We start from the raw sequence: 11879 nt of genomic DNA on the forward strand, positions 1-11879 counted from the left end.
AAAAAAAGGACGGCTGCGAGAAGAGAGCCGATGAGGTCGCAGGATGGAGAGCGCCTCCCGCTCCAGGAAGCGGCATGCGTCGGCTAAAGGCAGCACCTCTGCGGCGAGTGTGTCGGCCAGTGTGCGATGGAGGCTGCCCGGAACCGAGAGTGGTACAGTGCCCGCAAGGCGCTCAGGGTCCGCGCCAATGCCGGTACGGAAGCGGCGGACCATGGCCAGCCGTTCACGCAAAGGCGTTGTTGCCCATCGCCGCTGCGCCTCACTCGCCGCAGCCAGCATGGCGGGCAAATGGGACGCGGCGATGGCAGTTGGCTCGGCTACGACAGGCCTCAAGACCGGCACCTCATCCTTACGATGCGGCGACGCAGGCGGCTTCTGCAAGGGGACTCGCCTCAGTATTCCACTGCGGCTCTACGTGGAGGTCTTCAAGCAGCAGGCGCGAGGTGATGCGTGCCGACTCGAAGATCACCGGCAGGCCACTGCCCGGATGCGTGCCGCCGCCCACCAGATACACCTGGTCCAGATCTTCGAAGCGGTTGTGCGGACGCAGGTGCAGCATCTGGTCCAGGCTATGCGCCATGCTGAAGGTGGCGCCCTGGTGCAGGCCGAAGTTGCTGCGCCAGGTGGTCGGCGCAAGAACAGCTTCGGTGCGGATGCGCGGCGCCAGGTCGGTAATGCCGATTTTTTCAAGCTGCTGCAGGGCGAGCTCACGGAAGCGGCCCTGCTCGCGGCTCCAATCCACATTGGCGTGCTCATGCGTCACCGGCAGCAGCACATACAACGTGCTCATTCCCGGAGGCGCCAGAGTATCGTCAGTGACGCAGGCATTCTGCACGTAAAACGACGGATCGTCCGAGAGCACATGCCCGCGCTCGATGTCGTGCAGGTTCTGCTGGTAGTTCTTCGCCAGATAGATCGTGTGGTGCGATATATCGTCGTAACTGCCCTCGATGCCGAGGTACAGCATGAAGGTCGAGCAGGAAAAGCGCTTCGAGCGGATGCGCTTGTCGGTCCACTTTTTGCGCAGCCGGTTCGGCACCAACCGTTGCATAGCCTGTGCGAAGTCGGCATTTACCACCACAGCATCGGCTTGGAGACCGCGCTTGCTCGTACGCACGCCCGTCGCGCGGCGACCCGTGAAGGTCAGCTCCTCAACCGGCTCATTGAGCAGAATGCGTACACCCTGGTCCTGCGCCACGTTGGCCATCGCCTGCGAGACTGCACCACATCCGCCGATCGGATGGAAGACGCCGTGTTCATACTCGAGGAACGAAAGAATGCTGAACAGGCTGGGGCAGGAGAACGGCGACATTCCAAGATACTTCGACTGAAAGCTGAAGCCGAGGCGGATGCGCTCGTCCTTAAAGTAAGTGCGCAGGTCTTCATCGAGCGAGCGCCAGGGGCGCAGCAGTGGCAGCATGCGGAGCATGCGAAGCTTCGCGAGATCGCGCCAGCTTGCGAAGGGCGACTCGAGGAAGGGGATGAAGCGTTCCAGCTTTTCGCGATTATCGCAAAGAAAGTTACGAAACTGTCCGGCGTCGCCAGGGGAAAGCGTCGCGATCGCCTGCTCCATCCTCTCGATATCCGGAGTCGCCAGCAGCTCTCCGCCCGACCCGAAGATCAGCCGGTACTGCGGATCAAGCCTTCGCATCGGAATCTCAGCATCAAGGTCACGTCCGGCCGCCGCGAAGATCTCGCGCAGAACCCGTGGATAGAGAAAGAAGGTCGGTCCAACATCGAACCGGAAGCCATCCTTCACCATCGTCGACGTGCGGCCGCCGACCACGGAACGGCTCTCCACGATGGTCACGTCCACGCCAGACTGAGCGAGCAGAATCGCTGCTGCCAATCCGCCCGGCCCCGCTCCCACGATCACTACTTTCTTTGCTTTTTCCATCCGGCTTTGTCTGTTATCTCCGTGAACTCGACTGGCCGCGATAAACGTAACCAGTTTTCCTAATCTGTCATAGAAGACGAGCCCACACCAGCGATTGGACGCCCCAGAGCCTGTGATTTCAGCTGCTTGACGGAATAGAGTTTTCACCAGAGCAAAGATCGTTTATTCGGGAGCGGGAACTAGACGCGATGCGATCGTGTGCGCTTGGTCCGTCGCCTCACGGATGAGATCTGGTAACCCTACCCCGCCTAAAGCATTGCCACTCACATAGAGCCCCGGGAGCGAGTGGAGCGTGACTTCAAACTCACGCAGCCGGTGAAGGTGGCCGACCTCGTATTGTGGCAGCGACTGTGGCCAGCGACGCACGACGGTGATCTCAGCGTCAACTGGTAAAGGACCGAGCACCGAGCCAAGCTGGGCATGCGCAACTCGCGCGATGGACCCATCATCGAGAGACGCAAGCCGGGCAGCCTCTGCGCTGCTGAAAAATGCACGCAGCAGGACATGGCCGGCCGGCGCGCGATCTGGAAACTTCTGGTGCAGGAAGGTGCAGGCCAGAAGGGACGATGAGTCGTCACCGGCGACCAGGAATCCAAAGCCGGAAGGAATGTGTGGCAGTCGCTGGCGTGGATCAAAGCCGAAGGCCACCAGAACGCTGGATGTGGCTTGTCGCGGCAGCAGCATGGCAGCGGAGGCGCCGGGACCGGCGAGTTCGCCGAGCAGCTTGCGGGTTGGCTCCAGTGGTGTGGCGAGCAAGACGTGGTCGCAGGTGGTGCTGCCGCTTTCTGTTTGAACCAGCCATTCGGCTCCGCTGCGCTCGATGCGTTGAACAGCGGTGGACGTGCGCAGGCATCCGGAGGGCAGCCGGGCCGCCATTCGATGGATCAGCTCTTCGAGGCCGCACGCCAGCGTTGTGAAAACGCTCCGCGCCTTCCCGCCCGAATGCTCCCGTTGTCTACGCTGAAATCCTGCGATCAGGGAACCCGATTCCGCTTCAACCGCAACGAAGGGACCGAGCAATGCGCGCGCGCTGAGTAACTCAACGTCGCCGCCGAGGATGCCGGCAAGCAGTGGACCGGCCACTGTTCGCGTCACCTCGCTACCGAAGTGGCGACGGACGAAAGCAGCGACTGACTCGTCCGCATCCGCGCCGCGCGCCAACAGTGCCGTCGCCCGCAATGCTTCGGCGCGAGCGGGTTCGGATGCATAGGCGGCGAGTGCGTCCGCTGAGAACAGCTGGGAGCCGTGCAGCGCATCCAGGTTGCTCGGTACCATCATGCGCATGCCATCGGGCATCGGCAGCAGTGTGCGGCCGCGCGCGATCCAGGTGCGCCGGTCGGCGTCGTTGGACGGCAGCAGCTGACCTGCGAGGCCCAGTTCGCGCGCGAGCGCCTCGGCCCACGGTTTTTCTGTGACCCAGGAGTCCGGGCCGCCTTCGATGACGTAGCCGTTCTGCACGATGGTTTCGACGGTGCCGCCGGCACGCGGAGTGCTCTCGAAGAGGGTGACATCGCAATCGGTGCCGTGGTCGCGGGCTAGGACGTAAGCGGCTGTCAGCCCGCTGATGCCCGCTCCCACGATGGCTATGCGACGCTTCACGGAGCGGTGGTAGCCAGGGCAGGATGCGCGCTCAGCCGCTCGAGCGCTCGGCTGGCCAGATCCGCCAGCGCCTGTGTCAGGATCGGCGAATCATTCAGCGACTGGGGTCGCTCCACGCGAAGGCCAATCTGCTCACCGAACTCGCGGAAGCCGATATCAATGTCATAGAGGATTTCGACGTGATCGCACAGGAAGCCGATTGGCTGCACGATCACGGTGTGATGGCCGGCTTCGCGTAGCGCGGTCAGTGTGTCTTCCACGCTCGGGCCGATCCAGGGACCGCCGGACATGCCCTGGCTCTGAAACGCGAAGAACCAGTCCGCCTCGGTGAGACCGTCCGATGCTAGGTGCGCAGCCACGAGCGCGGCTGTACGCTTGGCTTGCACTGCGTAGGGATCGGGCTCGGCAGGTGTCGCGGGCCGCGGGCGTCCTTCGACCGCCGCCGGAGCAGGCGCGCCCGGTAAGAGCTGCGGCGCCTGAATCGTACGGCAGGGAACACTATGCGCCGTGAAGAGCACAGGCACTGCCTGGCCCAGCTCAGCCGTAAGCGCACGGTAGCGCGTGCGCAGACGATCCGCAAAGGCTTCGACGAGCAGCGGATGGTCTGCCCACGCGTCCGTGAAATCAACCGTGATCGCTTGGCCTGCTTCGGCGAGCACAGCGCGACGATAAAGCCCGACGCTGGTGCGCGAGTTCTGTGGCGCAAGGCAGATCGCAGCCGCGGCGGTGACGCCGTCGTTGCGCATCTGCCGCACCGTATCCGCAATGTACGGCTTCCAATTACGCATACCCACGTACACGGGCATTCGGAGATGTTCTGCCAGCAGCCGTGCCTGCGTGTTGGTGAGCTCGGTCAGCGGACTGCGCCCGATCAGGCCGTAGCGATGCGTAATCTCCTCAATAGCCTCCGACGGCAAAGGACGGCCGCTGGTCACATTGCGCAGATACTCGGGGATTTCGTGAAGCGCGTCCGGCGTTCCGTGCGCCAGAAGAAGAATGACCGTTTGTTCCATGTGCAATCACCGTTGCTGCTGCGCGAATTCGCGCACGTAGCGGACGACAGCCTGTACGTTCTCGACCGGAGTGCCGGGGACGATGCCGTGGCCCACGTTGAAGATGTGACCCGCGCGGCCGCCCGCCTGGGTGAGGATGTTCTCCACGCGTGAGCGCAGCAAGTCCGGTGGCGCGAAGAGTGTGATCGGATCGAGATTCCCCTGCACTGCGCAAGCGTGGCCGATGCTCGCCCATGCCGCATCGAGCGGCACGCGCCAGTCGAGCCCGAGCACATCGGCGCCGGTCATGCGCATGGCCGGCAGAAGGCTGGCCGTATCAACGCCGAAATAGATGACGGGCACACCCAGTGCCTGCACCCGGCGAATAAGTTCAGTCGTCTGCGGCAGGATATACGTTCGATAATCTTCAACCGAGAGCGAGCCCACCCAGCTATCGAAGATCTGGATGACATCGGCCCCGCCCTCCACCTGCTGTTTGCAGTAGGGCACCAGCACCTCGACTAGCTTCTCAAGCAGCGCGCGGAACGCGCCCGGGTCGCGGTACATCAGGCTCTTCGTCTCAATCCAGTTGCGCGAGCCACCACCCTCGATCATGTAGCTGGCGAGTGTGAATGGAGCGCCGCAGAACCCGATCAGACCCAGGCGATCCTGAAAGTGCGCAGCTACTTTGCTGAGCGCTTCACCGACATAGCCCAGCTCCGCCGCACGATCCGTACGCAGGCGATCGACATCTGCGGTGGTGCGTACTGGTGTGTGCACGACGGGCCCCTCGCCGGCGAGGAATTCGAAATCGAGCCCCATCGGCGTGAATGGCAGCAGCAGGTCCGCAAAGATGATGGCAGCGTCCACGTCCAGCTTCTCTGCCGCGGTGATCGTCACCTCGGCAGCGAGTGCTGGTGTGCGGCAGATGTCCAGCAACGAGTGGTGCTGGCGAACAGCCTGATACTCCGCCATATAGCGCCCAGCCTGGCGCAGGAACCAGACAGGCGTGACATCAACAGGTCGCCGGAGGCAAGCGCGCACGAATCGCTCAGCACCCGTCATCGGCGCGAGTGGCGCGACCAGGCTATCGGGTTCGGTGCCAAGACCGGAGCGCGCCGCCAGGTCGGGGCTCAGATCCGTCGTGCTTCGCGCTGTGGCAGGCGTCTCGTTCATAGATGTTCACGGCTGCAGACCGTCTGTTCGAGTATACGGTTCGCACCCGAGCGATTCTGCCGTTGATTGCGGCGTGCCGTGCGCATGGAAAGGGCTCTTTCATGTCGCGCAAGCGAAGTGGCGAACCTACTATGGAGACCGATGGTGAGTTCGACGCGGGCGCATGATCCGACTCCACTTCTCGCTTTGCGCGAGGCTCTTCGCAGCGGAAGCGCTGACCCGCCCGATGTGGCGCGTGAGGCACTCGCACGCGCAAACCGAAATACCAGCCAGAACACACTTCTCTGGCTGGATGAGGCGCGTGTTTTCGATCGTGCGCGTGCGCTGTCGGCGATGTATCCGGATGCGGCGAGCAGGCCACCGCTTTACGGACTTCCGGTGTCGCTGAAGGACTGCTTCGATCTGGCCGGCACCGTCACAACGGTGGGCACCCGATTCTACGCGGAGCACAATGCACCAGCCGCCGCCCATTCTGCGGTGGCGGCGCGACTGCTTGCGATGGGAGCGGTCATCGTGGGCAAGACGCATCTGCATCCGCTGGCGTACGGCATCACGGGCGAGAACCCGGACTACGGCGACTGCGTCCAGCCAGGGCGGCCCGCATTGCTGACCGGCGGCTCATCCAGCGGTGCAGCGGCCAGTGTGCTCGAGGGTTCGGCTGCTGCGGCCATTGGCACCGATACGGGCGGGTCGATTCGCGTTCCAGCTGCGCTCTGCGGGATTGCGGGCTATCGCTCGTCACACAGCGTCAGCCGCGATCTCTGGGCCGGTGGTGCGCACCTCGCGACTACATTTGACACTATTGGCTGGCTCTATCGCGATCTCGAAGACGGACCCTGGCTGGCAGCGGCGCTGTTCGACCTGCCCGCGCCCGATGCACGGTGGCTGAAGCCGCGGATCGCCTATGTGGAGGGTGACTTTCTCTCGACCTGTGAGCCTGCAGTGCTCGCGACGTACGGTGAGATACGCGAGCAGATGCAAGGTGCCGGCGCCACGCTCGCGGAAGTCGATGTGGCGTTCTGGCGCGATGCGGTAGAGATCTTCGCGTCCATCCAGGCGCATGAGGCAGCCGCGCTGCACGCCGGTCACTTCGATATGTTTGAACCTGTGATTCGCGAGCGGCTGGGGTGGGGCGCAGCGATCGACAGCACCGAACTCGCTGCACTTCGACAGCATCACGCCACCTTCGTGGCGAAGATGCAAGAGTTGCTGCGCAACTTCGATCTGTTGCTCCTGCCGGCTGCGCCTGTGGCGGAGCTGCGCGCTGGAGCCGATCACACGGCGACGCGACAGCGAATCCTGCCGTACACCGCGCCTATCAGTCTGGCAGGATTGCCAGCGGTCACTATCAGCGGAGCCGCGGGAGGTGTTCAGGTTGTGGGCGCACGACAGGGAAGCGACGCCGCGCTGCTGGCCTGGACGGCCCTGATCGGCCGTATCCGGCTCGAGGGGTGCTCGTAGCCGACGGGAAGCCGCTGTGTCGCGGTACACTTCCGCGACATGACAAATACTCGACGTCTTGCAACTGCCGCTGGCGCGTTCCTTGGGATCGCACTGCATGCGTTTGCGTCGCCGACCGGGGCTCCGAACGAAAATGAAAAGGCAGTCCTTGCTCCCATCGACGCGATGTTTCGCGGGATGACCGCGCGCGATGCTGCCGCTATTCAGAAGCCGTTGCTATCCGGTGGCTCCATGGTGCTGATGCGTGACGGCAAGCCGGAGCAACTCACGTTTCCGGCGTTCGCCGAGCTGGTGAGCAAGCCGAGTCCGCACCGCATTGAAGAGCGCATTCACGATCCGCTCATCCGCATCGATAACGATCTGGCGGTGGTGTGGGCGCCCTTCGAGTTCCTGCTCGACGGCAAGGTCGACCACTGCGGGACCGATCTCTTCAACTTGGTTCGTCAGAAAGGTGAGTGGCGCATTGCCAACATCGCCGATACAGGCAGGAAGCAATGCGCCGCTCGTTAGGGTCAGGCTGCCTTGCGCTCTTGATGAGCAAGTTGATTGTTCCAGTTCGTCATGCCGACAACGCTGCTTTCAGCAAGCGAGTTCCACTCGAAGATCTTCGCGGCGGTGGTGCCGCGAAAGCCGAAGAGTAGCGGGAGCATCCAGGAGCTTGACGCGAAGACGGTGTCTATCTTGCCGTGTCCCTCGAACGAAAGCACCGGCTTCAGGCCGAAGCGATAGTCGGTCAAAAGCGACTGCACCAGGATCATGCCGCTTACGGCAAAGGCGGCGCGGGCCGCCGGCCGGTTCTTCCTCCGGCTGAGCAGACCCACGGTGAAGAAGAATAGGGCGTGTGAGTAGTCAATCACCCCGTGTGTCGTTGGGCTAATTACCTTCGGCAGTCTTTCCTGCAACTGCCGCTGTGGCTTTTTGTCGAACATCGTATGTATCTCCCTCTGGACTGCGGCTAGGCTGCGCGCTGCTGTTCCCAAGGCTTCAGCACGACCTTGGTGCACTGGTCCTGCTTATCGCGGAACATGCGGTACGCTTCGGGGCCCTGCTCAAGCGGAAGCCGATGGCTGATGACGAATGAAGGGTCGATCTCGCCGGCTTCGACCTTTTCGAGCAGCGGGCGCATGTAGCGCATCATGTGCGTCTGCCCGGTCTTCATTGTGAGTGCTTTATTCATGAACGCGCCCATCGGCACCTTGTCGATAAAGCTGGCGTACACACCAGGGACGGAGACGGTGCCACCCTTCTTGCAGGCCATGATGGCCTCACGCAAAACGATCGGACGGTCCATCTGCATGCGTGTCATCTGCTTTGCGCGATCCACCGCGAACATCACACCGTGCCCCGACGCTTCCATGCCGACTACGTCCATGCAGGAATCGGGACCGTGATTGCCTGTCATGTCGTGCAGTGCTTCGAGCACGTTGACCTCATCGGTGTTCAGCGTCTCAGCGCCAGCCTGTCTTGCCATGGCTAGCCGCTCCGGCACCTTGTCAATGGCGATCACGCGTCCTGCGCCCAGCATGAAGCAACTGCGGATCGCAAATTGCGCCACCGGCCCGCAGCCCCAGACTGCAACCGTGTCACCGGCTTTGATATTGCAGTTCTCGGCGCCCATGTACCCCGTTGGATAGATGTCGGACAGAAAGACCACCTTCTCGTCTGGCAAACCATCCGGAATCTTGATCGGGCCGACGTCGGCGAAGGGCACGCGTGCATACTGTGCCTGGCCGCCGGAGTAGCCGCCGAGCATGTGCGTGTAGCCGAAGAGGCCGGATGGCGAGTAGCCCATCATCTTCTCGGCGATCCACGCATTCGGGTTGGAATTATCACAGCACGACCAGAGCTGCTCCTGACAGGGCTGGCACGAACCGCAGGCGATCGTGAATGGAACGACGACGCGGTCGCCGACCTTGATCTTGCTCTTGTCTAAACCTGGCCCGACTTCGACCACCTCGCCCATGAACTCGTGGCCCAGAATGTCGCCCTGTTCGAGCGTGGGCACGAACCCGTCATACAGGTGAAGGTCGGAGCCGCAGATGCACGTGCTCGTGATTCGTACGATTGCATCGCGCGCGTTCAGGATCTTCGGATCCGGAACCTCGTGCACTTCCATCTTCTCTTTGCCCATCCAGCACATTGCTTTCATGAGATTTCTCCTCCGCGGTTCTTTATCGGTGACCGTTGGATCAGGCGCTGCGTCCGAGCCCTGGCTGTATTTGCGGATCTGGTTGATTGATGGGCTCGCGGAACAAGAACTGCTCAGTCGCGCCATGCAGACCGCGCGGTCCGTGAGTCTGTCCTAGAACGGTCACGACCTCACCGGTCTCGAGCAAGGACTTGAAATGCCGGAGGTCTTCGCGGACCACGAACTCCGGATTCTTGCCGGACACCGTGGCAGCCGCCTTGGCCAGCGTTCCGCCTGGCAGCCGATAACGAATGCGCGCGGTCACGTACGTGCCGCGGCCGAGAGGATCGGCGCGAAACTCGACCGAGCCACTGTTATCCACGTCGGAACCGGGCAGCGTGCGCCACGAGATCCGCTTGTTGGGGACGTCCTCGGTTGTCTCGGCGGTCCAGCGCACCTCTCTGCCCATCGGTCCTTCTGCCACCCACTCGGAACGGCGCTGGTCCTGCATGGTCACTGACTTGAGGTGGCGCATGAAGCGGGGCAGGTTCTCGAAGTTGTGCCAGAGCCCGTAGGCACGCTCGGGCGTGGCATTCACGAGGAAGACGGCCGTTTCTTCCTCGGCCGGGGCGTTGGAATTGCGGGCTGCGGTGAAGGCAAGCACACTGCCGGCCGTCGCCAGCGCGGTGCCGGATTTGGATCGCCGCGTCAGTCCATAGGCGATCAGCGCGCCGGCACCAAGGACCAGAGTCTTGGGGCCGAACGGAAGCGAAGAGTTTTTCATCGGGAGGCTCCTTTCGGGAGGAAGTAACAGGGAAAGAGAGCAGGGGATTTACGTCGCTATGGCGGTGGCGGAACGGCGACAAAAGCGACGCGACAGATAGCGACTTGCAGAAGTTTTCGCAGTTCGCTTCCTTATCTAGGAGGCTGCTCTGCAAGCTCGCGTTGGCCGCAAACGCAGAAACGCGGTGGATCGCACAAGGAGCGCAAACGAGAAACACAAGGTCGTTTGAAGTGGGAAGGAAATGCTTACGCACGATCAGACTGCAACAATTCCTGTTATCTGACGGCAGGAGAGCAAGCACGCTCTCCGCCTCTCCGCAATACCACTTCCCGCCGGCTTACATAATGCTGCAGTGCCTCGTACATACGGCGGAGTGGAGATAGGCTTTGCAACGAAAAGCCTGTTCACTGGGAGTATCTACGTGGCAAGCGAGAAGCCGATACCTGTGGCAGAGATCATTTCTGCCCTTTCTTTCGCACTCGACCTGACGGAAGACGCGGTGCCGGGCCATGCCTTGCGCTCCTGCCTGTTCGGGATGCGGATCGCCGAGGAGATTGGCCTCGGTCAGCTCGAGCGATCCGATCTCTATTACGCCCTCCTGCTGAAGGACGTCGGGTGTAGCAGTAACTCCGCGCGTCTCTGCCAGATCATCGGTGCGGATGAGCGGCAACTCAAGCGCGCCGTCAAACTCGAGGACTGGACACGCCTTACCTGGTCTGGAATCCAGATGGTGTGGCGCAGTCTGCCGACGGGGTCGGGCCGCCTGGAACGAGCGGGGCGCCTGCTCGGGCTAGGTTTGGCGCAGCAGCGAAACAATCGCGAGATGATCGCACTGCGCTGTGATCGCGGTGCAAGCATCGTACGGAAAATCGGGCTTCCCGATGAGGCTGCGCGAGCAGTTCGCCACCTGGATGAGCATTGGGACGGAAGCGGGTTCCCGGGGCAGCTCAAGGGGCGCGAAATCCCGCTACTGGCCCGGATTTTGTCTGTAGCACAGACTCTCGATGTGTTTGCGGTCGAGAAAGGACGGTTGGCTGCGATCGCGAGTGTGAAGGAGCGCAGTGGTCGCTGGTTCGATCCAGACCTGGTCGCAGCCGCCGAATCTCTCGATCGCGACGGCCGTCTGTGGAGAGATCGTCAGGATGAAGCATCGCGCGCTGCGGTGCTGGACATGGAACCTGGAGAGAAGCTTCTGGCCGGTGCCGAACAGATCGATCTTATCTGCGAAGCCTTCGCAGAGGTCGTGGACGTGAAGTCCTCCTTCACTTACGCGCACTCCCGCGGCGTAACAGAGGCAGCACTGAGAATCGGAGAAGGGCTGGGCCTCCGCCAAGACCGTATGCAGCTCGTCCGCCGTGCTTCGCTGCTGCATGATCTCGGGAAGCTGCGGGTCCCGAATACGGTGCTGGACAAGCCGGGCAAACTCGACGAGGCCGAGTGGCAGGTCGTGAAAGAACATCCCGTGCTCACGCAGAAGATTCTGGAGCGAGTGGGCGCCTTCCGCCAGTTGGCCCTGGTTGCGGGCCAGCACCATGAGAAGCTTGACGGCTCCGGCTACCCGTACGGCCTCCATGCAGAGGACCTGTCGCTGGAGGCCCGGATTATCGCGGTTGCGGATGTCTATGGCGCACTATCCGAGGATCGACCTTACCGCCCTGGTCTCCCGATTGAAGAGATCCGCCGAATCATGAGCAAAGATGTTCCTTTCAAGCTCGATGCGGACTGTTATGAGGCGCTGTTGAAGACGCTTGGCGACTCGGAACAGCGATCCCAGAATGGAGCATACGAACCGCGCGTTCCGGCTCAGCTCCAACCTGCCTGATCCTGCTGATCACCGTAACG

The 11879-nt window shown here is 62.3% G+C and carries 11 protein-coding genes; 3 read left to right on the forward strand and 8 right to left on the reverse strand.

Annotation, left to right across the window (positions count from 1 at the left end):
- From AC5IJH_RS15090 to hemE, 5 genes are all read right to left on the reverse strand, one after another.
- The coding region (locus AC5IJH_RS15090; RefSeq protein WP_491903658.1) for an aldehyde dehydrogenase family protein at positions 1 to 333 on the reverse strand (333 nt) is incomplete at its 3' end.
- Between the two features lie 16 nt (positions 334 to 349).
- Entirely contained in the window at positions 350 to 1897 is a 1548-nt protein-coding gene (crtI, locus tag AC5IJH_RS15095) for a phytoene desaturase family protein (protein ID WP_491903659.1), read from the reverse strand.
- Between the two features lie 162 nt (positions 1898 to 2059).
- A complete protein-coding gene (gene hemG, locus AC5IJH_RS15100) occupies positions 2060 to 3496 on the reverse strand; it encodes a protoporphyrinogen oxidase (RefSeq protein ID WP_491903660.1) in 1437 nt (478 codons plus the stop codon).
- Positions 3493 to 4509 carry a ferrochelatase gene (locus tag AC5IJH_RS15105; RefSeq protein WP_491903661.1) on the reverse strand — a complete coding sequence of 339 codons (1017 nt, stop codon included), beginning with the start codon at positions 4507 to 4509 and terminating at the stop codon, positions 3493 to 3495. The genes hemG and AC5IJH_RS15105 overlap by 4 nt, the downstream gene beginning before the upstream one ends.
- Positions 4510 to 4515: 6 nt before the next feature.
- Positions 4516 to 5553 (reverse strand): uroporphyrinogen decarboxylase, encoded by a 1038-nt coding sequence (hemE, locus tag AC5IJH_RS15110; protein ID WP_491903688.1) that lies wholly within the window; start codon positions 5551 to 5553, stop codon positions 4516 to 4518.
- 297 nt (positions 5554 to 5850) lie between these two features.
- Between hemE and AC5IJH_RS15115 the strand changes: the two genes are divergently transcribed.
- Positions 5851 to 7125, forward strand: coding sequence for an amidase (locus tag AC5IJH_RS15115; protein WP_491903662.1), 1275 nt, complete (start codon positions 5851 to 5853; stop codon positions 7123 to 7125).
- Between the two features lie 39 nt (positions 7126 to 7164).
- Positions 7165 to 7635, forward strand: a complete 471-nt coding sequence (locus tag AC5IJH_RS15120) for a nuclear transport factor 2 family protein (RefSeq protein WP_491903663.1) — start codon at positions 7165 to 7167, stop codon at positions 7633 to 7635.
- Between the two features lie 2 nt (positions 7636 to 7637).
- Here AC5IJH_RS15120 and AC5IJH_RS15125 read toward each other — a convergent pair whose 3' ends face one another.
- Genes AC5IJH_RS15125 through AC5IJH_RS15135 form a run of 3 tightly spaced genes read right to left on the reverse strand, consistent with a single transcriptional unit; the run spans position 7638 to position 10037 of the window.
- On the reverse strand, positions 7638 to 8054 hold the full coding sequence (locus AC5IJH_RS15125; RefSeq protein ID WP_491903664.1) for a hypothetical protein: 417 nt from the start codon (positions 8052 to 8054) through the stop codon (positions 7638 to 7640).
- Positions 8055 to 8080: 26 nt separating this feature from the next.
- A complete protein-coding gene (locus AC5IJH_RS15130; RefSeq protein ID WP_491903665.1) occupies positions 8081 to 9274 on the reverse strand; it encodes a zinc-dependent alcohol dehydrogenase in 1194 nt (397 codons plus the stop codon).
- A gap of 40 nt (positions 9275 to 9314) precedes the next feature.
- Positions 9315 to 10037 (reverse strand): SRPBCC family protein, encoded by a 723-nt coding sequence (locus tag AC5IJH_RS15135; RefSeq protein WP_491903666.1) that lies wholly within the window; start codon positions 10035 to 10037, stop codon positions 9315 to 9317.
- Between the two features lie 823 nt (positions 10038 to 10860).
- Here AC5IJH_RS15135 and AC5IJH_RS15140 point away from each other — a divergent pair.
- Positions 10861 to 11859, forward strand: coding sequence for an HD-GYP domain-containing protein (locus AC5IJH_RS15140; RefSeq protein ID WP_491903667.1), 999 nt, complete (start codon positions 10861 to 10863; stop codon positions 11857 to 11859).
- The last annotated feature ends 20 nt before the right edge of the window (positions 11860 to 11879 follow it).

The organism is Candidatus Dedyshia acidiphila (assembly GCF_051025295.1).
In the GTDB taxonomy this organism is placed as follows: domain Bacteria; phylum Acidobacteriota; class Terriglobia; order Terriglobales; family Acidobacteriaceae; genus KBS-83.

Bases quoted from the DNA above. Each gene is read 5' to 3' on its own strand.
- crtI (WP_491903659.1), bottom strand. From the start codon at position 1,897: ATGGAAAAAGCAAAGAAAGTAGTGATCGTGGGAGCGGGGCCGGGCGGA.
- AC5IJH_RS15105 (WP_491903661.1), bottom strand. From the start codon at position 4,509: ATGGAACAAACGGTCATTCTTCTTCTGGCGCACGGAACGCCGGACGCG.
- hemE (WP_491903688.1), bottom strand. From the start codon at position 5,553: ATGACGGGTGCTGAGCGATTCGTGCGCGCTTGCCTCCGGCGACCTGTT.
- AC5IJH_RS15120 (WP_491903663.1), top strand. From the start codon at position 7,165: ATGACAAATACTCGACGTCTTGCAACTGCCGCTGGCGCGTTCCTTGGG.
- AC5IJH_RS15125 (WP_491903664.1), bottom strand. From the start codon at position 8,054: ATGTTCGACAAAAAGCCACAGCGGCAGTTGCAGGAAAGACTGCCGAAG.
- AC5IJH_RS15130 (WP_491903665.1), bottom strand. From the start codon at position 9,274: ATGAAAGCAATGTGCTGGATGGGCAAAGAGAAGATGGAAGTGCACGAG.
- AC5IJH_RS15135 (WP_491903666.1), bottom strand. From the start codon at position 10,037: ATGAAAAACTCTTCGCTTCCGTTCGGCCCCAAGACTCTGGTCCTTGGT.
- AC5IJH_RS15140 (WP_491903667.1), top strand. From the start codon at position 10,861: ATGATCGCACTGCGCTGTGATCGCGGTGCAAGCATCGTACGGAAAATC.